Here is a 20,874-nt window from a genome sequence, read left to right as displayed (position 1 = left end):
GTTGATGATGATAGATATAAAGCACTTAAAAACCATAGCGACCCTGAAAGAAACCGGATCACTGGTCAATACAGCGCGTGAGTTATTCCTCACTCAGTCAGCACTTTCTCACCAGATCAAAGACCTGGAAAACAAATTGGATTGCCAGTTATTTGAACGTAAGACACAACCTGTGCGATTTACGCCTCAGGGGATGTTATTGCTGGAACTGGCAAATGACGTACTCCCCAAAGTGGAAGCGACCAAATGTCGCCTCAAAGAAAGCCTGAATCAACCGATCTCACAACTTCGCCTCAGTGTCGAATGCCATGCTTGTTTCCACTGGTTACTGCCAACGATTAAAGAGTTTAATAATTTCTGGCCTGACATAAAAGTCGATTACGAGCGCGGCTTTAGTTATGACGCAATTCCAGAGCTGCTCAGCGATGAGCTTGATCTGGTTCTGACTTCAGATATTCGTGAACCCGATCAAGTTGAGTATGCCCATATCTTCGATTTCAAACTTAAGCTTATTGTGGCCCCAGATCATGAGCTTGCTAAAAAAGCTTATGTCACTGCCCTTGATCTGAAAGACGAAACCATTATTTCTTACCCTATTCCCAAAGAGCGACAGGATATTTTCAAACACTTCATCCAAAACGCCCGCTTTGACGGCACGTTAAAAACCGTGGATCAAGGGTTATTGATATTTCAGCTGGTCAGTGCCGGTATGGGTGTTGCGGCCCTGCCAGATTGGCTGGTTACACCCTACGAGAGTCAGGGTCTGATCAAATCAATTCCTTTAGGTGCGCTTGGGTTGAACCGCCCTATGTACTTAGCAATGAAAAAGAACATGAAGGATAACCCGGTATACAGACACTTCCTGAACACCTGCAAGCAATCTGTAAGTCGTTAATCCGCAATCGAGCGGATTTACACTACGCAATTGTACAGCAATAGGAGTAAACTAAGCGCAAACTACATAAACGGATAATTTTATGTTTGAAGTGAAAAAGGTCATTGGCTCATTATTGATGCCTTTACCACTGACGCTGCTATTACTTGCGCTTGCTTTACTGTTTATTGCAAAAACACATCGTAAATCCTATTTGCTCAGCTGGGTGCTTATGATAAGCCTCTGGGCTTTCAGCACCCCTTTTGTTGCAGACAAACTGATAAGCCCCATGGAAGCAAAATTGCACCCTTTTCCCATTCATCAACATCAGGATGTCGATTATATCCTGGTACTTGGGTGTGGCCTTAACCCGAATGACAGGCTGACAGCCAATTTACAGCTATCCGGTTGTGCCTTATCTCGCCTCACAGAAGGCCTGAGACTCAGTCATCACTATCCGAAAGCCTATCTGATTGTATCAGGCGCAGGTCACGGCAAAACGACCAGCAGCCGCCTGATGGCTAACACCGCAATCGCTTTAGGTACGCCTGCAAACAAAATAATGCAAAATCCAAGGGCCAGAGACACGGCAGACGAGGCTTTGTTACTTGCAAGCAAACTGGTTGATAGTAAAGTAGCATTAGTCACATCCGCCAGCCATATGACACGGGCACAGGATTTATTCGCAGCCCAGGGCATTGATACCATTGCGGCACCGGTGCAATTTTATGGTTTCACGAATACACCTGGCTATAAACGCTATATTGCAAGTGCATCCGTACTGCAAGCCGTCACCACCTATGCGCATGAAGTGTTGGGGCAGCAGTGGATTGCGTTGCGCCGTATGATTGACCCTCAGTCGATATGAACTAGTCCAAAAGTCGGACACATTACACCTAATCACATACTGATTTGCGATGAATCAGAGCTTAAAAGCGCAAAAAATTGAAAAATACCTCAAAAATAGGTATAAATATCGTTTAATCTTAACCTGCGTATCCGCGTATAACACGACTGGGATTTACGATGAGTAAACTAGATAAAACTGAAGTTTTAAGTGCATTTGAAGCCGCATATGAAGCCGCAAACGGCACGAAGCCTGAGATCACCACTAAGCCTGGCTGGTACAGCATTGACGGTGGTAAAAATATGCGTCTGGCAGATGTAGCAGCTTTGACCGAAGAGCTAACTTCAGGAACAGCCGCAACAGAACAAGCTGCGCCAACGAAAAAAGCGACAACGAAGGCCACTGCGCCTGCTGTTAAAAAAGCGGCACCGTTCACGGTTGTTAAAGCCAATGATGATGGCTATACCGCAGAAGAAGCTTGGATCATTGAGCTGGCTGAAAAGGATCACGACTGCCGCCTGCCACGTGGCATTGTGTAATTACCTTTTGTGTGGGCCAGCGCTCGCTGGCTCATTACCTTCTAAAGTTTCGACAATTCAGTTACCTATCACTAAAACTTTGCTATTTCCTAATAACCTCGGCTATGCTTTTGTGCAATAAAACATCACTTGAGCAAAGTAAGCAATGTACCTTCTATACCGCTGCTATCATTTTTTACTGAAGTCGATCGTCAGATTTTTCGGTATTCCAGCACCTAAGCTATATCAAGGTACACAGGGACTAGATGATGCCATTGCTGACTTATCTTTACCCAGTAAGGCGCAGGTTATGGTCGTCACAGACACTGTACTGAACGAGTTAGAGGTCATTAAACCTGTACTCAATGCCCTGCACACTCGCAACTTGTGCCCTGTTATATACGATCAGGTCCAGGCCAATCCCACGATAGAGAATATTGAACAAGGATATCAGACTTATAAACAACACCGCTGTGAGGCAATCATTAGTGTTGGAGGCGGATCTGTACTGGATGCCGCGAAATTAATCGGTGCCCGTGTTGTCAGACCAAATCGCCCAGTCGATGCTTTCTCTGGGCTGTTTAAGGTACTTAAAACCCTGCCACCCAACATCGCAATACCAACGACTGCTGGCACTGGTTCAGAAACCACAGTTGCAGCGGTATTTAACGACGATAAACATAATAAAAAACTCGCCGCAGCCGATTTTTGCCTGGTACCTCAACGTGCGGTGTTACTCAGCCAACTGACCAAAAGCTTACCCGCCGGGATCACCGCCACCACAGCGATAGACGCACTGACACACGCCATTGAAGCCTTGTTAAGTATCAATGCCACTAAGCACACCAATAGCAAAGCACTTGAGGCATGTGCACTCATATTTGCCCATTTACCGACAGCCTATCAGGATGGTCAGGATTTGAATGCGAGAGAAAAGCTGTTATATGCCTCATTTCTGGCCGGACAAGCATTTACCCGAACTTCCGTGGGCTATATTCATGCCATTTCACATCAGCTTACCGCCAGATACGGCACCCCACACGGCCTTGCAAATGCCGTTTTGTTGTTACCTGTGCTGCATTGGTATGGCAGCAGAGTACACCCTCAGCTGGCAAAGATTGCTTGCCACTGTAGTCTGACTTCTCTGGACTACCCCGAAGCGCAACAGGCGCAGGACCTCATCACGCATATCACCCACTTACTTGCACAACTGAATATTCAGACTCAACTTAATGAAGTACGCAAAGACGACATTCAATCACTGGCAAGAATGGCACTCGACGAAGCACACCCGGATTACCCGGTACCGCACTTTATGGCGCTCCCGGATTGTCAGCATATACTGAGCCAGGTCCGCGCCTGATCTGCGATTAATTAGCTTATCAGGTTAGTATCATTGCGAAACCGCTGACGCGTCACTTTACCCCAGTATGGATCTTGATACGTGTCTTCTTGCATGCCCTCTACCCCGGCAGACGCAATTGCGCGGCGCCAAAACTGGGTTGCGTACTCAGCACCAACGATTTGTTTAATTGTCCACAGACCCGGCTGTTTAGCCCAGAGTGTGTGAGCAAATTGAGCACCTTGTCCTGCTTTACGATATCGCGGCACAATATAAAACTCACACACCTCAAATTCGTCTTTCTGATGCTGTGCGATTGCCGCCAGACCGACCGGCGTTTCATTGTCATACCATAGATAACCTATGACATTTCCTTCCAAAACAGTATCTAGTGCGAACAAGCCATCCGCGTCGGGGCTTTTATGTGTGAGTACTGAAAACTCAGCCTCATAAGCCTGGGCTAAGTTCAGATAAACAGGCTGGCTATGAGTGTCAACCGGAATAAGCATGCGGCACCTCCGTTATTAACTAGTATACAACGGTGAGTATATTACGAAATTAAGGATGCAATGTGCAGCACACTCCGGCATATGGAACTCAGGTTGAGTTATTAACGTGGCACGCCTGCTTCATCACTAGGGACAACATCCTGTTCAAGCAGCGCTTCGGCACACCACTTTTGCATCGCAGGACATGCCGCTACTTTGTCCATATAAGCTTTGACTTGCGGCCCGAGATCAACGCCATAGGTGATGAAGCGCATCACGACAGGTGCAAACATGGCATCAGCAATACTCCAGCTGCCAAATAACCAACCACCGTGCCCTTCAAATTCGCTTAACTGCGTCTGCCAAATTTGACCGATCCGCTCGATGTCTTTTTGCGCCGCTGCCGATAATTGTACTTGTCTTTGTGCTCTAATATTCATTGGCATTTCCGCTCTGAGTGCCAAAAAACCGCTGTGCATTTCTGAACTCAGCGCTCGTGCCCTGGCGCGCAGCTTAGGGCTATCAGGCCAGACTTCTCCTGAAAGATAAGCTTCATTGATGTATTCACAAATCGCCAGTGACTCCCAGACAACCAATTCACCATCAACCAATACTGGTACTTTCTGTGTCGGGCTAAGTCCGGACAGCGCTTTGTAGAATCCCTCAGTCTCTAACTTAAGCGCCACCTCCTCGAAATTTAGTTGATGCCTTTCAATTATTAACCAAGCTCTTAGTGACCAGGTGGAGTAGTTTTTGTTTCCGATATAGAGTTTCATTGTCGTCCTCAAGTCATTACATATATTTGTTAGCTGCTCTACTTTAGGTTGCATATTAATCTTAAACCAGCGGATAATTCTGATATCAAACATCAATATCTCTTATGGATATGGACATAGAATCTCTTCGTAGCTTTATCGCCTGTGTCGAAAACGGCAGTTTTACCCGTGCGGCCAGCCAGCTGCACCGAACTCAGTCAGCAATCAGTATGCAGATGAAAAAACTCCAGCAGGACGTAGGGAAACCCTTATTTAAAAAGTCTGGTCGTAAACTACACCTGACTCAGGATGGGCACACTTTGATGCGCTATGCCAGACGGTTAGTGCGTTTACACGATGATACCCTGGCCTCCATGCGCAGCAGCGAACACATAACTCAGCTCAGGCTTGGGTGTCCTGACGACTACGCTGAGACTATTTTACCTGCACTCGTTAACCAGCTACATCAACACTGGGCAAACCTGGAACTGGATATTCACTGTATGTCCAGCAATCGAATAAAAGATGCGCTGGATCAGGGCGAATTGGATTTAGGCATCATTACGCGCAGCCCGGGTTCTGAAGAAGGGTTACTCCTCTATCATGATCAAGGTGTCTGGGTAGGGACACCAAGCTCCCAAGTCCCAATGCCACTGGCCATATTTCAGCGAGATTGCCGCTTTCATCAGGCAGCCACCGAAGGCCTGATGAAGCAGGAACGCCCCTTTAAAGTCATTGCAAATTGTGGCAGCGCTTCGGCTTTACGCGCGTTGGTAAAAGCAGACCTGGCGGTAGGCGCATTGGCAAAAAGTAGCGCACAGGATCTTAATGTCATTACACACTCAGGCCTTCCTGCACTCCCAGCCATTGAAGTGGTGCTGATCAGAAGCAATACGACTGCTAACCCGGTGAAAGAAGATGATCTACGCACTATCTGTGATGCAATCCAACTTATTGATTAGTCCATTAATCTTTGCTCACAATCACCCTACATGCGCTTACATTTTATGACAGGCCACAAACAGACTCTCACAAGGAGTCTGCTTAAACTTGTCAGCAAGTTAATCAAACGGAATGACAGCAATGAAATCTTTATCTCTCCTCACACTCGTTTTTGCAGTTTCAGCCTCGTTCGCATCACAGGCTGCACAACATGATGAACAACACCGCGTAGGTGCACAACTATTCGGCGGCAGCGCTTCTTATAAAAGCTCTGATCAGGATGGGGATGGCGTTACGCATGTTTATGCATATTATAACTATCAGTATGATTCTACCTGGGCCCTGGAAGCGGGTATCAATACAGGTATGGAAGCGGATGAGTGGAAATGTACAGATGACAACGACGACAAATTTACCTGTACACGCAATGACAAGGCGCTATTTGAAATTGGCGCAAACGAGTTGGACTATGACAACTTTGTACTTGCAGTAAAAGGCCAGTATCAGCTCACCGAGAATAACTACTTATACGGTAAGGTCGGTGCACACTATTACGATTACGAAATTGGCTACAAAGGTAAAAACATGGTCGAAGAAGATGGTGTCAGCTTTTTAGCAGAGGCCGGCTGGCAATACGACTGGGACAGTGGTCTGTCAGTTAATGCGGCTATCCAATATATGGATATGGGCGACCTAGATACCTCAAGTTTGGGTGTAGGTATCAGCTATCGCTTCTAAATAAAGAAGTAAAACGCGCAGCTACAGGCTGCGCGTTTAGTATTAGCTCTGTAATAATTGCTGCTGCAATAGCTGCACTTCATCGCGTATACTCGCCGCTTTCTCAAACTCCAACTCGCGCGCATACTGCATCATCTGAGCCTCTAATTGCTTTATCTGCTCTGTGAGTTCAGTCACACTCTGACTCTGCTTGGCAACCATCGGTTGTTTCTGTGCTTTCGAGATCTTCGCAGCTTGTTCCGACGACACTTCTTCACCTAAGTCCATTACATCAGTGATCTTTTTCACCAGAGCTTGTGGTTTCAAACCATGCTTTTCATTATATGCATGTTGAATAGCACGACGTCGCTCAGTTTCATCGATTGCCTGGCGCATGGACTTAGTTACCACGTCACCATACAAAATCGCTTTACCATTAATGTGTCGCGCAGCCCGACCAATCGTCTGGATCAGAGAGCGAGTCGAACGTAAAAAGCCCTCTTTATCTGCATCCAGAATCGCCACCAATGACACTTCCGGCATGTCCAGGCCCTCTCGAAGTAAGTTAATACCAACCAACACATCAAAGACGCCTTTGCGCAAATCACGGATAATCTCCATACGCTCCACAGTATCTATATCCGAGTGTAAATAACGCACCCGAACATCATGATCATTGAGGTAGTCGGTCAAGTCTTCCGCCATGCGCTTGGTCAGCGTTGTAACGAGAACCCGCTCCTGCAGCTCAACCCGTCGATAGATTTCCGAGAGCAGATCATCAACCTGAGTCGTAACCGGGCGCACTTCCAATATAGGATCGAGTAGTCCTGTCGGACGGATCACCTGCTCAGCCACTTCCCCGCTCGATCGCTCAATTTCATAATCACCAGGTGTCGCCGAAACATAAATCGTTTGCGGTGCTATCGCCTCAAACTCTTCGAATTTGAGGGGACGATTGTCCATGGCAGAGGGCAATCTGAATCCATATTCAACCAGGTTTTCTTTACGGCTGCGATCTCCCTTATACATAGCACCTATCTGTGACACCGTGACATGAGATTCATCAATGATCATGAGCGCATCGTCTGGCAAATAATCCAGTAAGGTTGGCGGTGGCTCGCCGGGAGCTCGTCCAGATAAATAACGGCTATAGTTTTCAATGCCTGAGCAATATCCAAGCTCCGTCATCATCTCAATATCATATTGCGTACGCTGAGCAACCCGCTGCTCTTCTACCAGCCGATTGTCAGTCAACAATTTATTGCGACGCTCTTTGAGTTCCAGTTTGATTTTCTCAATCGCATCTAAGATTTTCTCGCGCGGCGTGACGTAGTGAGTTTTTGGGTAAATCGTGGCGCGTACTAAGTGCTTTTCAACAGCACCGGTGAGCGGGTCAAACATACTGATGCGTTCAATTTCTTCATCGAACATTTCCACCCGGATCGCATAGGTATCCGATTCTGCCGGAAAGATGTCAATAACTTCCCCCCTGACCCGATATGTGCCACGACTAAAATCCATATCGTTGCGGGTATATTGAAGTTCCGCCAGGCGCCTCAACATAGCCCGTTGTTCCATGGTTTCACCCACTTTGAGCAACAGCATCATTTTCATGTATGAGTCTGGGTCGCCCAAACCATAAATCGCCGAAACCGAAGCAACAATGATCGTATCCCGGCGCTCCAACAAGGCTTTTGTCGCAGACAAACGCATCTGTTCAATATGTTCATTGATTGAAGCGTCTTTTTCTATAAAGGTATCACTGGCAACGACATAGGCTTCAGGCTGGTAATAATCATAATAAGAGACAAAATACTCGACCGCATTGTTGGGGAAAAACTCTTTCATCTCACCATACAACTGCGCCGCGAGTGTTTTATTGTGCGCCATAATAATGGTTGGCCGATTCAAGTTATGAATAATATTGGCCATGGTAAAGGTTTTACCTGTACCGGTTGCCCCCAGCAAGGTCTGATGTGCCAGGCCGGCTTCTAATCCGTCGCATAACTGTGCGATGGCCGTAGGCTGATCGCCATTGGGTGAAAACTCGGAAACCAGGTCAAAGACATCACTCATACTGTTTTCTCCTGAGGTTGGCTCACTTGCATCGCATTTAGGGTACTTGTAAACCATTTATACGCCAACATAGCGGTGAACAGATTACCAATTGCAGCACCAATAAACAGCCCCTGAATACCAGCAAAATGTGACCCCAGGTAGGCACAAGGCACATAAAATATAAACAGACGAACTATGCTCAATACTAATGCCCGCATTGGCTTATGTAATGCATTAAACGACGAATTAGTGAGAATGATGACCCCTTGTAAACCATAACTCAGAGGCAAGGTATAGATAAATAGTTTAATAATGTCTATCACCTGAGGTTCATCACCAAATGCCTGACTGATCCAGTGTGAAGCTGCAATAAGCAAGATGTAGATAGCAAATTGCCATGCCATCACGAATTTCAAGGTAGTCCGATAGGCATCTTCAACACGCTGATATTTCTGAGCACCGAAGTTCTGACTAACAAAAGGAGGTAAAGTCATAGACAGCGCCAAGACCACGAGGCTGGCAATAGATTCTATACGACTGCCAACACCAAACGCTGCCACAGCTTCTGCGCCATAAGTGGCAATAATTGCGGTCATGACTGCCATGGCAATTGGCGTGAGCATATTCGCTCCGGCCGCAGGCAAGCCAATCTTGAGTATTTTACTGGTCGCCTGGAAAATGCTCTGCTGGGGACTGGTGAATTGTAGTAAACGCTTCTTAACCGCCAGTAAATATAGAATAAATACAACACCAACGCTCCAGGCTATCACACTGGCTATCGCAGCACCTTTCACGCCGAGTTCAGGAAATGGACCGTAACCAAAAATAAGCAAAGGGTCCAGGATCGCATTAATAAGTCCACCCAAGCCCATAATCAGGCTTGGTGTTTTAGTATCTCCACTGGCCCTGAGGATAGAGTTGCCTATCATAGGCATGATTAAGAACACAGCCCCAGCAAACCAAATCGAAATATAGTCGTAGATATAAGGCATGGTTTGCGGACTTGCGCCCAGTAAAGTGAATATAGGCTCAATTAACACATAGCCAATGACCGACAAAACAGCAACCATCACCGCGGAGACTAATAAAGCGACAAACCCATCAAACTTAGCTTCATCCATATTATTAGCGCCCAAAGCTTTAGCAATGACCGCAGACGTACCAATACCAAGTCCGATTGCAAGACTGATGACAGTAAAGGTAACAGGGAAAGTAAAACTGACTGCTGCCAGCGGCTCTGTACCTAGCAAACTAATGAAAAAGGTATCAATTAAGTTAAAACTCATCAGAGTGATCATGCCAAATATCATAGGGACGGTCATACGTCTGAGCGTTAGGGCGATTGACCCATTGAGAATATCACTACCTGGACTTGATTGACTAACTGCGGACATAGTTTGCTTTACCTCATGTAGAAGCGGGTATTCTAATGGATCACCCTCTGGGATGCACTCAATTAAACAGCCATTTATAGGTAGATGCTATACGCATACCCTGCCTATCTAGATGTCACACCTTGTTGCATTTTGCCTCTATCTCAATGCGCTTACACTAAATTGCTCATTCACGGGCATGCAATAAAGAAAGCGAGTTATGCCAGAATGCTTACCACGCCCAGATAGGCCAATAAAATTGTTTTATTGGGGTATTTCACACCAACTCAAACATATTTAGGAAAAAGTCAGTTTTTTATCGTATCAGAACTTGATTCGGGTCACTTTTTGCACATTGTTGGTGCTGGTAAGAAATAAATCCGTCATATTGTGCATTTCTCATTCCAGATTGGCGCAAATTTAATAAGCAATTGAATAATAACAACAAAATATTTTTCACCAAAACCCTTGCATCGTCGCTATTCCCCGGAATAACTGGCTTTGTAAGACTTTTTAAAGTTTAATAAACAATGTTATCCACAGATTCCGTGGATAACTTATCTCAGCCTTTAAAAATAAAGGCCTAGCCTACGATCCAGACAAAGGATCGCGACATATGCGATGATCCTGTAACTGCCAGGCTGGGATCAGGCCACAATTCAGAGCAGGATCACACCTCACTAGACCAATATTAAAATATTGCAAATTTGAGGCTAAACGTTCAAAAACATCATAACCAGTTGATATATAGGAACTCTTATTATTTCACAACATTAATATGCAATAATTCTGTATATATTGAGTAATTTTTGTGCAATAAATTCCAATTATACTGGATTGTTATTCGATCATTTTCGGGATCTTTCCCGGATCTCACAAGACAATCATTATTGATCCCAACTAAAGTGTAAAAAAAGCTCTCTTCGAACAAAAATAAGACATAAGCACCAAAAATTATACATTTCGTGGCTGGGCCGAATCCCCAGCTCAACGTTCACAATGACTGCTATGGCCATCCAGAGGCTGGACAGGCAGCTAAAAAAGAGGCAAATCGCGCATTAATTCAACGAACGGACTGCTTTTTTACAATTCAATGATTTTTATTGTTGACACCTTGCCTAGCGGTCATTAATATTTCGCCCCGTTGAGAGACATGCTTCCCCCTTAGCTCAGTTGGTTAGAGCGACGGACTGTTAATCCGCAGGTCCCCCGTTCGAGTCGGGGAGGGGGAGCCAATCTTTCAATATAAAACGATTCCCCCTTAGCTCAGTTGGTTAGAGCGACGGACTGTTAATCCGCAGGTCCCCCGTTCGAGTCGGGGAGGGGGAGCCATATTTCATTGGCTTATCGTTTATACTCTAGAAGTTCCCCCTTAGCTCAGTTGGTTAGAGCGACGGACTGTTAATCCGCAGGTCCCCCGTTCGAGTCGGGGAGGGGGAGCCATTTAGAGTAAGTTCTTATTTGTTCCCCCTTAGCTCAGTTGGTTAGAGCGACGGACTGTTAATCCGCAGGTCCCCCGTTCGAGTCGGGGAGGGGGAGCCAACCTACTACTCCCTTCTAATTATTCTTGTTTCTCTTGTATATCTTTTTTCAATTGTTCGAATATATTAGACTTTTTCTAATGAATGCTCTACCCTACAGGCATTCTAGGCGGCTATTTCACTCCTCAAAAAAAGCTGCTGATGCAAGTCAGTCGACGAATGGAATTTAATCCCAATTTCAGGTAGATGAATAACAATGGCAGGTTTTAAAAAACTTATATTTCTCCAGCTCATTTCCTGGATTGTTTTTTCTGCGCTTGGTAGCTTCTTGATCGCAAGCAGCTTTGATAACGCCGTCAGCAGAGCCCAGCAAAATGCACAAAGCATGGTGAGTAACTATATTCAGGAAAAAACCATGGCGGATGTCACGCCTGAGCATATACGCTTATCTTTGGGCAGTGGCAACGTATTTTCTTCTTTTATTGTCCGCGACTTTGCCGGACAAACCGTTTTGAACATCAATACTCAGAGCAAAATGCCAGTACTGGCAGGTATCATCGCAGATACAATGAACTCTATACGCCCGCAATTTGCGGTCAACAAAAGTAAAGACATTAAAATAGAATTCCTCATCAATGTAGAAAGTCAGGCTGCACTGCTGCAGCAAGCATTGATTTTTATGACCATCATCTCAGCACTGATGGCCTTTTTCCCTATCTTTTATATGAAGACGATTTATCGCAAGCTAAATCGTAATGTCAGTATGACAGTTGCCGATGCGGTTGACATCTATATCACCCAAAACCAAGTGTCGGAAAGCATAGATCAGGATTTCAATACCAATAAAGTGGCTGATTTGGGCGCTGAGCTGGCTCCTTCATTCAACCGACTTGCTCACTTTCTGAAGAGCAAACAGGAAGACATTAAGTCTGCTGCCCAAACAATCAAGCAAGAAGCCTATAAAGATGTGGTGACCGGTCTTGGTAACCGTAATATGTTTGTTGAATATTACGAACACCAGATCGAATCTGCCAGTGATAAGAGTTTTGGCTCACTTGCCATGGTGCGTTGCAGCGAGCTGCAAATGATTAACCAGACCCGAGGTTATCAAAAAGGCGACCTATATATTAAAGGGATTGCTGACATTGTTAAGCACGTTAGTGGTACCTATACAGGCAGTCAGGTGTTCCGTCTCAACAGCTCTGACTTTGCGGTTATTTTGCCGAATATCCCGTCAAAAGAAGCTGAACGTTTTGGCGAAACCCTGCAAGCCAGATTTACTCAGTATCAGCAAAACCAAGAATTAAGTTCAGTCGCCAACACCGGTATTGTGCCTTACGAATCAGGTAAGCCATTAGGTGAATTGCTATCTGTGGTGGATAACGCCATGAGTATGGCACAGAGCAAGCAAGCTAACGCCTGGCATCTGCAGCGAGAAACGGACTTGGTTAATAATGTTGGTGCCGGATTTGGTAACCAAAACTGGCGACGTGTTATCCGTGAAGTCATTGAAAGCCGTCGCGTTATGCTAATGATGCAAAACATCATGCCAATTGGGAAAAATGTTAAAGCGTATGCCGAAATTCAGGCACGTTTTAAAACCGAGGACGGGCAAATGCTGCCTACCGCGTCTTTCCTGGCGATGGCCGAAAAGCTGGAAATGGCTGTAGAAATTGATCAGCTCATCATTGATACCTCGATTGAGATGATTAAATCCCGCAATTTCAATGAGAAGTTCTTCGGCATTAATGTCACAGCGTCCAGTGCCCACAGTGATCAGTTTGTTATCTGGCTTGAGCGCCGGCTGTTAAAAGAAGCCAACCTGGCATCTAAGCTTATCTTTGAAGTCAGCGAATTCGGCTTGCAGCAGAATATTAAAGCCAGTAAGCGTTTTATCGATATGGTACATCGGGTTGGTGCCCGTATCACGGTTGAACGTTTCGGGGTTGGACTCACTTCCTTTAAGTTCTTCCGTGACCTCAAACCTGACTTTATTAAGATGGATGCAAGCTACACCCGAGGCCTGGAAGAAGACAAAAATAACCAGTACTTCATGCGTCTGATGGTCGACCTTGCGCATCGCATTGGGGTCAGTGTATTTGCCGAAGGGGTCGAAAGCCAGGAAGAAAAACACATTGTTGAGACCTTATGCCTTGACGGCGTTCAGGGTTACTACATCGAAAAGCCAAAAGAAGTTTGACACTCTGATGACAATGGGGCGAGTTTATTGCCCTATTGTCAACTTTAATAGCCATTATTAACAAACTTTCCCTCCTCTCACCTGGCTAAATACTGTGATCTCTGGCCCGAAATTGTTAGAATTCTCAATCTATTCTAGTTCTCTGTAAATTCATTCACACTAAGGGGCAAGCATGACAGAGTATATTCTGTTGCTTATTGGCACAGTGTTGGTAAATAACTTTGTATTGGTGCAATTCCTAGGTTTATGCCCATTTATGGGTGTGTCGGGCAAACTGGAGACTGCCATCGGCATGTCACTTGCGACAACCTTTGTACTGACACTAGCATCTGTCACAAGTTATCTGGTTAATCAGTACATTTTGCTTCCCCTGGATCTTACCTTCCTGCGCACAATGAGCTTTATTTTAGTAATCGCTGTGGTAGTGCAATTCACAGAGATGGTCGTTCGCAAGACCAGCCCAACCTTGTACCGATTACTCGGTATATTTTTACCTCTGATCACCACCAACTGCGCAGTATTAGGAGTCGCACTACTTAACATCAAAAATGATCACACTTTTATCGGCTCCGCAGTGTACGGTTTCGGTGCCGCTGTGGGCTTTTCATTAGTGCTGGTTTTATTTGCCGCGTTGCGGGAACGCCTGGCTATCGCAGATGTGCCTACACCATTTAAAGGCGCATCGATTGCCATGATCACTGCCGGACTAATGTCACTGGCCTTCATGGGTTTTTCTGGATTGGTGAAGTTCTGAGATGACACTATTTTTTTACGCACTTATCGCCATCGGCGCGCTGGCACTGGTATTTGGCCTTATTCTCGGCTACGCAGCCGTAAAGTATCGGGTTGAAAGCAACCCCATTGTTGACCAAGTAGATGCCATTTTGCCACAAACCCAATGTGGTCAATGTGGCTATCCGGGTTGTCGCCCTTATGCAGAAGCCATTGCTAACGGCGACGATGTCAATAAATGCCCACCGGGTGGTGAAGCGACGGTCAAAAAGCTTGCCGACTTAATGGGGGTTGAAGCCAAACCACTGGCAGGTGGTGAAGAGGCAGAGCCCATTAAAAAAGTCGCCTATATACGTGAAGATGAATGCATTGGCTGCACGAAATGTATTCAGGCCTGCCCGGTTGATGCCATTGTTGGTGCGACTCGCCAAATGCACACCGTCATTGCCGATGAATGTACCGGCTGTGACCTGTGTGTTGACCCCTGCCCTGTCGATTGTATTGATATGATCCCGGTGGCACAAACCGTACAAACCTGGAAATGGCAGATAGATGCTATTCCTGTAAAGCAAATCGACTAAGAGGGTTAAGTGGAAACTTTACTTGAACAAATTGAACACGGTAAATTGTGGCAGTTTCCCGGTGGTATTCATCCACCGGAGCAAAAATCTGTGTCAAACCAGGCGAGTATTGGTCGTATTCCCCTGCCCGATTATCTGGTGCTCCCCCTGAAGCAACACATAGGTGCTAATGGCCAGCTGCTGGTCAATAAGGGAGATACCGTACATAAAGGCCAGGCATTAACCCGCCCGGGCGCAAACTGGTCATTACCGGTACATGCCCCGACGTCCGGTGTGATCAGTGATATCAAGCCAATGCCTTCTGCGCACCCTTCTGCGCTACCTGAGCTAAGTATCGTCCTCACCCCTGATGGCGAGGACCGCTGGTGTGAGCTTAACCCGGTGGCAGACTATAAGCAGTTAGACAATCAGGCCTTAATTGATATTATTCACCATGCCGGTATTGCCGGAATGGGTGGTGCAGGTTTCCCAACCTATGTAAAGGCCGACAGCGCCAAGCATAAACCCATCGAGTTTTTAGTGGTCAATGGCGTGGAATGTGAGCCGTATATCACTGCCGATGATCTGTTGATGCGCGAACATGCCAAGCAAATTGTGCAGGGCATCGAGATTATGCAGCATCTGCTTAATCCTGAATATGTCCTGGTCGGTATCGAAATCAATAAGCCCGAAGCCATAGAGGCCATGACAGCCGCTGCGGCACACAACAATAAGATTCTCATCCGCAGCCTGCCCGTCAAATACCCCTCGGGTGGTGAAAAGCAATTAATACAAGTACTTACTTCGAAAGAAGTCCCCAGTGGCGGGATCCCAGCAGATGTCGGTGTTCTGGTGCAGAATGTCGGCACTTTGTTCGCTGTTAGCGAAGCCGTGTCTAAAGGCAAACCTCTGATTGAACGTGTAGTAACGATTACCGGTAACACCATCCAGACCCCACAAAATGTCTGGGCCTTGCTGGGCACTGAAATTAAGCACTTACTTACCTGCCAGGGCTTTGAGCCCGTTACTGAGCAACGCGTCATCATGGGTGGACCTATGATGGGCTTTACTCTGCCAACGGTACGGATCCCGGTGGTAAAAACCACCAATTGTATTCTGGCTCCGGATAACCAGGAGCTGGCCGTTGCCGGCCCCGAGCAAGCCTGTATTCGCTGTAGTGCCTGTGCTGACGCCTGCCCGCAAACACTGCTGCCACAGCAGTTACAATGGTTTGCCAAAGGTAAAGAGTACGACAAACTCGAAGAGCACAACCTGTTCGACTGTATCGAATGTGGTGCCTGTGCCTATGTCTGCCCGAGTGAAATTCCACTGGTCCAATATTATCGTGTTGCTAAAGCCGAGATCCGCGAACAAAAGCTCGAAAAAGTGAAGGCTGAGCGAGCCAAAGAACGCTTTGAAGCACGTAAAGAGCGACTGGAACGCGATCAGGAAGAACGCCAGAATCGTCATAAACGGCCAGCACGCAGCACCCCGCGCAATGCCGAGCAACAAGACAAAGTCAGTGCGGCAATGGAACGCGTTAAACAGAAAAAAGACAGTCAGTCGGCAGTGCAGGCCGCCATCGAAAGAGCAAAAGCTAAAAAAGCCGCCGATGGCACACTGGAACCAGACAATTCAGAGGTCGCGCTGGAGCGCGCTAAACGAAAAGAAAAAGCGCGTCAGTATAAAGCAGAAAAAGACGCCCAGGCTTCACCTGAGATGCATGCCGGTGGAGAAGGGTCGCGCAAAGATGCCGTTGCTGCCGCGATAGCACGCGCCAAGGCCAAAAAAGCAGCCCAACAAAGTGATACAGCTGAACCGCAAACAGCAACCGACGACCCGCGTAAAGCAGCTGTCGCTGCTGCAATAGCACGTGCTAAAGCCAAAAAAGCGGCGCAACAGGATGATCAGCCAGCGCAACAACAAAGCGACGAGGCAGACAGCGATCCGCGCAAAGCCGCCGTTGCAGCTGCCATTGCCCGTGCTAAGGCGAAGAAAGCCGCCAAAGAGGCCGAGCAACAAGCAGACACAGAGCCTACAGAGACTGACGCTGAACCGGAAGATCCGCGCAAGGCCGCTGTTGCAGCTGCCATTACCCGCGCTAAGGCGAAGAAAGCCGCCAAAGAGGCCAAGCAACAAGCAGATGCAGAGCCTGCAGAGACTGACGCTGAACCGGAGGATCCCCGCAAGGCCGCTGTTGCGGCTGCCATTGCCCGCGCTAAGGCGAAGAAAGCCGCCAAAGAGGCCGAGCAACAAGCAGACGCAGAGCCTGCAGAGGCTGGCGCTGAACCGGACGATCCTCGCAAGACAGCTGTTGCAGCTGCCATTGCCCGAGCTAAGGTGAAGAAAGCCGCCAAAGAGGCCGAGCAACAAGCAGACGCAGAGCCTGCAGAGACTGACGCTGAACCGGAGGATCCCCGCAAGGCCGCCGTTGCAGCTGCCATTGCCCGCGCTAAGGCGAAGAAAGCCGCCAAAGAGGCCGAGCAACAAGCAGACGCAGAGCCTGCTGAGGTTGACGCTCAACCGGACGATCCTCGCAAGGCCGCTGTTGCAGCTGCCATTGCCCGCGCTAAGGCAAAGAAAGCCGCCAAAGAAGCTGAGCAGCAAACAGACACTGAGCCTGCAGAGGTTGACGCTGAACCGGAAGATCCTCGCAAGGCCGCCGTTGCAGCTGCCATTGCCCGTGCCAAGGCGAAGAAAGCAGCCAAAGAGGCCGAGCAGCAAGCAGACGCAGAAACGGCCGATTCAGCGACCGAAAATGATGCGCCCCTGAGCGCGGAAGAAAAACGTCAGGCGGCAATTAAAGCCGCGGTGGCACGCGCAAAAGCGAAAAAGCAGGCCGCCGCCAAAGACCAAGAAGGAAATGATCTGTCATGAAATTAACCATGGCTTCATCGCCCCACAATCACAGCCATAAAACACTTAGCCATCTGATGCTGACAGTGATCGCTGCCTGTGTCCCGGGCATTTTAGTGCAAAGTTACTTTTTCGGTCCTGGCACCCTATTCCAGCTATTACTGGCGCTGCTTACGGTCAGTGCGACCGAAGCCGCTATGATGAAACTGCGTGGTCGCCCTGTCTGGCCAACACTCAGCGATGGCAGTGCCTGGCTGACCGCAGTGCTGCTGGCGGTAAGTATTCCGCCTTTGGCCCCCTGGTGGATCACTGTGATTGGCTGCGTGTTTGCCATTGCCATGGTCAAACAGCTCTATGGGGGTCTGGGCTTTAATCTGTTCAACCCCGCGATGGCTGCATACGTTTTGCTGTTGATCTCATTTCCGGTGCAGATGACCAGCTGGACGCCAATCATCGACGTACAAGTAACGCCCCTGTCAATACTCGATCAACTGGCACTCATATTTACTGAACAGACCCTTGCAGGAGTGCCGCTTGCGGAAGCACGCCAGGTCATTGACGGTACTACCTCAGCTACCCCGCTTGATCATGTCAAAACGGCCGTATCGCAAAATCTGACTGTCTCAGAAGCCACTGATAGTGCCGCGTTCGGGGAATATGCAGGACAAGGCTGGCAGTGGGTTAACCTGGCTTACTTGTTAGGCGGTTTGTACCTGCTAAAAGCCAAAATCATTAACTGGCACATCCCGGTGGCGTTTATTGTGACACTGGCAATATGCAGCGGTCTGGGGTTTGCTCTGTCCCCGGCAACGCAAGCAGGTTCCCTGTTCCACCTGCTGAGCGGTGCGACTATGCTGGGCGCCTTTTTTATCGCCACCGATCCGGTGTCAGCCAGTACCACCAACCGCGGCCGTCTGATCTATGGCGCACTCATTGGGCTGCTGGTTTATCTGATCCGTCATTTTGGTGGCTACCCGGACGCCGTCGCCTTTGCCGTATTGATCATGAACATGGCGGTGCCTTTGATTGATTACTACACGCAGCCTCGTACTTACGGGCATGGAGCAAGCTCATGATCCTGTCATCAATGAAGAAAAACGGCTTTATTCTGACCGCCTTTGCACTGGCGACCACTGGTAGCGTCGCATTGGTACAAACCTTTACAGCGCCAGAAATTGCCAAACAGGAACAACGTCACCTGATGCGCGTCCTCACTCAGGTCATTCCACAGGCGCAATATGATAACGAGCTCTACCTGGACTGCACGATAAGTAGTGCGCCGGAGCTGGGTCCTAACGGACCACATGTCATCTACCGAGCGCGCTTGCAAGATACCCCTGTCGCCTTGCTGGTACAACATATCACACCGCGTGGCTACAGCGGCAATATCGACATTCTGAGCGCAGTCTACAACAATGGTGAGATCGCCGGCGTACGCGTCACGCGCCATGAAGAAACCCCCGGTCTTGGCGATAAAGTCGAGCTGGCAAAGTCTGACTGGATAACCCGTTTCAGTGGAACAATCGTAACGCAGGAAAAAGAGCCCGCTTTTAATGTCCAAAAAGATGGCGGGCAGTTCGACCAATTCACCGGTGCGACTATCACACCTCGCGCTGTCGTTCAGAGCGTTAATGCCGCAGCCTGGTATGCCCGCAGCAATTTTGACACACTCTTTGCCGCGCCAAACCACTGTCAGGAGACCATCGATGAGTGAATTTAAACAACTCGCCCACGAAGGGGTGTGGAAAAACAACCCCGCACTTGTGCAGCTGCTGGGCCTGTGTCCATTGCTGGCCGTCACCAGCACCATAACCAATGCTTTGGGCCTGGGGCTGGCCACTTTACTGGTACTGGTTGGCTCCAATGTCACAGTCTCAATTGTGCGAAACTGGGTCCCCAAAGACATCCGGATCCCGGTCTTTGTGATGATCATTGCCGCCTTCGTGACTATCGTACAACTACTCATGAACGCATACACGTTCGGTCTGTATCAGTCATTGGGAATTTTTATTCCGCTTATCGTCACCAACTGTGCCATCATTGGCCGCGCCGAAGCGTACGCCTCTAAAAATACGCCCCTGCTTTCAGCATGGGATGGCATTATGATGGGACTAGGCTTTGGTGCTGTGCTGGTATTACTTGGCGCCATGCGCGAGTTAATTGGCCAAGGTACCCTGTTTGATGGTGCAAACTTGTTGTTGGGCGACTGGGCTACGGCACTGCGGATCGAAGTCATCGAGTTCGACAGTCAATTCCTGGTAGCCATTTTACCGCCCGGCGCATTTTTAGGACTCGGTTTAATCATTGCAGCCAAAAATTATGTCGATGCACGCAAAGAAGCTCAGGCAGAACCTGTCAGCAACCCTGAAAAGGCGCCACGAGCCAGAGTCACCAGCTTAGATTAATTCGCTGCGGGAAAGCCGTCACTTTCCCGCTCAACACCGATAAAATCAACAGCACAACCATACAGCAAGTAAGTCAGTACTATGAATAAAGCAAAACGACTCGACATCCTCACCCGTCTGCGGGATGACAACCCTAACCCGGAGACTGAACTGGAATACACCTCGCCATTCGAGCTGCTAGTCGCCGTCACTTTGTCAGCTCAGGCCACTGATGTGAGTGTCAACAAAGCCACTCGCAAGCTGTTTCCCGTAGCCAACACCCCACAGGCAATTATCGATCTGGGTGTCGACGGCCTGAGGGACTACATCAAAACCATCGGCTTATTTAACTCCAAAGCCAATAACGTCTACAAGATGTGCCATATTCTGATGGAGCAGCATGGTGGTGAAGTCCCGGAGAACCGAGAGGCCCTTGAAGCCCTGCCCGGCGTCGGTCGTAAAACCGCTAACGTGGTACTTAATTGTGCTTTTGGCTGGCCAACCATTGCTGTTGATACACACATTTTTCGCGTTTCAAACCGCACCAAATTTGCCATGGGTAAAGATGTGGTCGCAGTTGAAGAGAAACTAGAAAAGGTGGTGCCCAAAGAGTTTAAAGTCGATGTCCACCACTGGCTGATTTTGCTGGGCCGTTATGTATGCACCGCGCGCAAGCCCAAATGTGGCAGCTGCATTATTGAAGACTTATGTGAGTTTAAAGAGAAAACAGAGTAAAAAACCTTGGTG

General features: G+C 47.9%; 18 protein-coding genes and 4 tRNA genes. 18 read left to right on the top strand and 4 right to left on the bottom strand.

The window, feature by feature from the left end:
* Positions 1-7 precede the first annotated feature (7 nt).
* The 4 genes from AT705_RS16690 to AT705_RS16675 all read left to right on the top strand — a co-directional run bounded on the left by AT705_RS16690 (position 8) and on the right by AT705_RS16675 (position 3,602).
* Positions 8-895: a LysR family transcriptional regulator gene (locus AT705_RS16690; RefSeq protein ID WP_040645583.1), complete on the top strand. Its 888-nt coding sequence runs from the start codon at positions 8-10 to the stop codon at positions 893-895.
* 82 nt (positions 896-977) lie between these two features.
* On the top strand, positions 978-1,742 hold the full coding sequence (locus AT705_RS16685; protein WP_058797425.1) for a YdcF family protein: 765 nt from the start codon (positions 978-980) through the stop codon (positions 1,740-1,742).
* Between the two features lie 158 nt (positions 1,743-1,900).
* Positions 1,901-2,260, top strand: a complete 360-nt coding sequence (locus AT705_RS16680) for a hypothetical protein (protein WP_058797424.1) — start codon at positions 1,901-1,903, stop codon at positions 2,258-2,260.
* Positions 2,261-2,405: 145 nt separating this feature from the next.
* Positions 2,406-3,602 carry an iron-containing alcohol dehydrogenase gene (locus AT705_RS16675; protein ID WP_058797423.1) on the top strand — a complete coding sequence of 399 codons (1,197 nt, stop codon included), beginning with the start codon at positions 2,406-2,408 and terminating at the stop codon, positions 3,600-3,602.
* Between the two features lie 11 nt (positions 3,603-3,613).
* Here AT705_RS16675 and AT705_RS16670 read toward each other — a convergent pair whose 3' ends face one another.
* Entirely contained in the window at positions 3,614-4,090 is a 477-nt protein-coding gene (locus AT705_RS16670; RefSeq protein ID WP_058797422.1) for a GNAT family N-acetyltransferase, read from the bottom strand.
* A 101-nt stretch (positions 4,091-4,191) separates the two neighbouring features.
* A complete protein-coding gene (locus AT705_RS16665; protein ID WP_058798036.1) occupies positions 4,192-4,845 on the bottom strand; it encodes a glutathione S-transferase family protein in 654 nt (217 codons plus the stop codon).
* A gap of 104 nt (positions 4,846-4,949) precedes the next feature.
* Between AT705_RS16665 and AT705_RS16660 the strand changes: the two genes are divergently transcribed.
* Positions 4,950-5,786 (top strand): LysR substrate-binding domain-containing protein, encoded by an 837-nt coding sequence (locus AT705_RS16660; protein ID WP_082669022.1) that lies wholly within the window; start codon positions 4,950-4,952, stop codon positions 5,784-5,786.
* Between the two features lie 121 nt (positions 5,787-5,907).
* Entirely contained in the window at positions 5,908-6,504 is a 597-nt protein-coding gene (locus AT705_RS16655) for a porin family protein (RefSeq protein ID WP_010386480.1), read from the top strand.
* A gap of 42 nt (positions 6,505-6,546) precedes the next feature.
* Here the strand turns inward: AT705_RS16655 and uvrB are convergent, their stop codons facing one another.
* Together uvrB and AT705_RS16645 are read right to left on the bottom strand one after the other, a co-directional pair.
* Complete coding sequence (gene uvrB / locus AT705_RS16650; protein ID WP_058797421.1) at positions 6,547-8,559, bottom strand: excinuclease ABC subunit UvrB; 2,013 nt, start codon at positions 8,557-8,559, stop codon at positions 6,547-6,549.
* A complete protein-coding gene (locus tag AT705_RS16645; RefSeq protein WP_058797420.1) occupies positions 8,556-9,935 on the bottom strand; it encodes an MATE family efflux transporter in 1,380 nt (459 codons plus the stop codon). The genes uvrB and AT705_RS16645 overlap by 4 nt, the downstream gene beginning before the upstream one ends.
* Positions 9,936-11,072: 1,137 nt before the next feature.
* Here AT705_RS16645 and AT705_RS16640 point away from each other — a divergent pair.
* The 12 genes from AT705_RS16640 (at position 11,073) to nth (ending at position 20,862) form a co-directional block, all read left to right on the top strand.
* Positions 11,073-11,149, top strand: a tRNA-Asn gene (locus AT705_RS16640).
* A 20-nt stretch (positions 11,150-11,169) separates the two neighbouring features.
* Positions 11,170-11,246: transfer RNA gene (locus AT705_RS16635), tRNA-Asn, on the top strand.
* 34 nt (positions 11,247-11,280) lie between these two features.
* Positions 11,281-11,357 (top strand) — tRNA-Asn (locus tag AT705_RS16630).
* A gap of 22 nt (positions 11,358-11,379) precedes the next feature.
* Positions 11,380-11,456: transfer RNA gene (locus tag AT705_RS16625), tRNA-Asn, on the top strand.
* Positions 11,457-11,651: 195 nt separating this feature from the next.
* On the top strand, positions 11,652-13,595 hold the full coding sequence (locus tag AT705_RS16620; protein WP_058797419.1) for an EAL domain-containing protein: 1,944 nt from the start codon (positions 11,652-11,654) through the stop codon (positions 13,593-13,595).
* A 172-nt stretch (positions 13,596-13,767) separates the two neighbouring features.
* Positions 13,768-14,349: an electron transport complex subunit RsxA gene (gene rsxA, locus AT705_RS16615; protein ID WP_058797418.1), complete on the top strand. Its 582-nt coding sequence runs from the start codon at positions 13,768-13,770 to the stop codon at positions 14,347-14,349.
* A gap of 1 nt (position 14,350) precedes the next feature.
* Positions 14,351-14,908 carry an electron transport complex subunit RsxB gene (gene rsxB, locus AT705_RS16610; protein WP_010386489.1) on the top strand — a complete coding sequence of 186 codons (558 nt, stop codon included), beginning with the start codon at positions 14,351-14,353 and terminating at the stop codon, positions 14,906-14,908.
* 9 nt (positions 14,909-14,917) lie between these two features.
* Positions 14,918-17,764 (top strand): electron transport complex subunit RsxC, encoded by a 2,847-nt coding sequence (gene rsxC, locus AT705_RS16605; RefSeq protein WP_058797417.1) that lies wholly within the window; start codon positions 14,918-14,920, stop codon positions 17,762-17,764.
* Positions 17,761-18,819, top strand: coding sequence for an electron transport complex subunit RsxD (gene rsxD / locus AT705_RS16600; protein ID WP_058797416.1), 1,059 nt, complete (start codon positions 17,761-17,763; stop codon positions 18,817-18,819). The genes rsxC and rsxD overlap by 4 nt, the downstream gene beginning before the upstream one ends.
* Positions 18,816-19,457, top strand: coding sequence for an electron transport complex subunit RsxG (gene rsxG, locus AT705_RS16595; protein WP_058797415.1), 642 nt, complete (start codon positions 18,816-18,818; stop codon positions 19,455-19,457). Before rsxD ends, rsxG begins: the two co-directional genes overlap by 4 nt.
* On the top strand, positions 19,450-20,148 hold the full coding sequence (locus tag AT705_RS16590; RefSeq protein WP_058797414.1) for an electron transport complex subunit E: 699 nt from the start codon (positions 19,450-19,452) through the stop codon (positions 20,146-20,148). The genes rsxG and AT705_RS16590 overlap by 8 nt, the downstream gene beginning before the upstream one ends.
* A gap of 81 nt (positions 20,149-20,229) precedes the next feature.
* Positions 20,230-20,862, top strand: a complete 633-nt coding sequence (nth, locus tag AT705_RS16585; protein ID WP_058797413.1) for an endonuclease III — start codon at positions 20,230-20,232, stop codon at positions 20,860-20,862.
* Positions 20,863-20,874 lie beyond the last annotated feature (12 nt).

This window comes from Pseudoalteromonas rubra (assembly GCF_001482385.1).
Taxonomy (GTDB): Bacteria; Pseudomonadota; Gammaproteobacteria; order Enterobacterales; family Alteromonadaceae; genus Pseudoalteromonas; species Pseudoalteromonas ardens.
This window is presented reverse-complemented; position numbering and strand designations above follow the sequence as displayed.

Bases quoted from the DNA above. Each gene is read 5' to 3' on its own strand.
- rsxB (WP_010386489.1), top strand. From the start codon at position 14,351: ATGACACTATTTTTTTACGCACTTATCGCCATCGGCGCGCTGGCACTG.
- AT705_RS16680 (WP_058797424.1), top strand. From the start codon at position 1,901: ATGAGTAAACTAGATAAAACTGAAGTTTTAAGTGCATTTGAAGCCGCA.
- AT705_RS16655 (WP_010386480.1), top strand. From the start codon at position 5,908: ATGAAATCTTTATCTCTCCTCACACTCGTTTTTGCAGTTTCAGCCTCG.
- rsxG (WP_058797415.1), top strand. From the start codon at position 18,816: ATGATCCTGTCATCAATGAAGAAAAACGGCTTTATTCTGACCGCCTTT.
- AT705_RS16590 (WP_058797414.1), top strand. From the start codon at position 19,450: ATGAGTGAATTTAAACAACTCGCCCACGAAGGGGTGTGGAAAAACAAC.
- rsxA (WP_058797418.1), top strand. From the start codon at position 13,768: ATGACAGAGTATATTCTGTTGCTTATTGGCACAGTGTTGGTAAATAAC.
- AT705_RS16690 (WP_040645583.1), top strand. From the start codon at position 8: ATGATAGATATAAAGCACTTAAAAACCATAGCGACCCTGAAAGAAACC.
- rsxD (WP_058797416.1), top strand. From the start codon at position 17,761: ATGAAATTAACCATGGCTTCATCGCCCCACAATCACAGCCATAAAACA.
- AT705_RS16620 (WP_058797419.1), top strand. From the start codon at position 11,652: ATGGCAGGTTTTAAAAAACTTATATTTCTCCAGCTCATTTCCTGGATT.
- AT705_RS16665 (WP_058798036.1), bottom strand. From the start codon at position 4,845: ATGAAACTCTATATCGGAAACAAAAACTACTCCACCTGGTCACTAAGA.
- uvrB (WP_058797421.1), bottom strand. From the start codon at position 8,559: ATGAGTGATGTCTTTGACCTGGTTTCCGAGTTTTCACCCAATGGCGAT.
- nth (WP_058797413.1), top strand. From the start codon at position 20,230: ATGAATAAAGCAAAACGACTCGACATCCTCACCCGTCTGCGGGATGAC.
- AT705_RS16645 (WP_058797420.1), bottom strand. From the start codon at position 9,935: ATGTCCGCAGTTAGTCAATCAAGTCCAGGTAGTGATATTCTCAATGGG.
- AT705_RS16675 (WP_058797423.1), top strand. From the start codon at position 2,406: ATGTACCTTCTATACCGCTGCTATCATTTTTTACTGAAGTCGATCGTC.
- AT705_RS16685 (WP_058797425.1), top strand. From the start codon at position 978: ATGTTTGAAGTGAAAAAGGTCATTGGCTCATTATTGATGCCTTTACCA.
- AT705_RS16670 (WP_058797422.1), bottom strand. From the start codon at position 4,090: ATGCTTATTCCGGTTGACACTCATAGCCAGCCTGTTTATCTGAACTTA.
- AT705_RS16660 (WP_082669022.1), top strand. From the start codon at position 4,950: ATGGATATGGACATAGAATCTCTTCGTAGCTTTATCGCCTGTGTCGAA.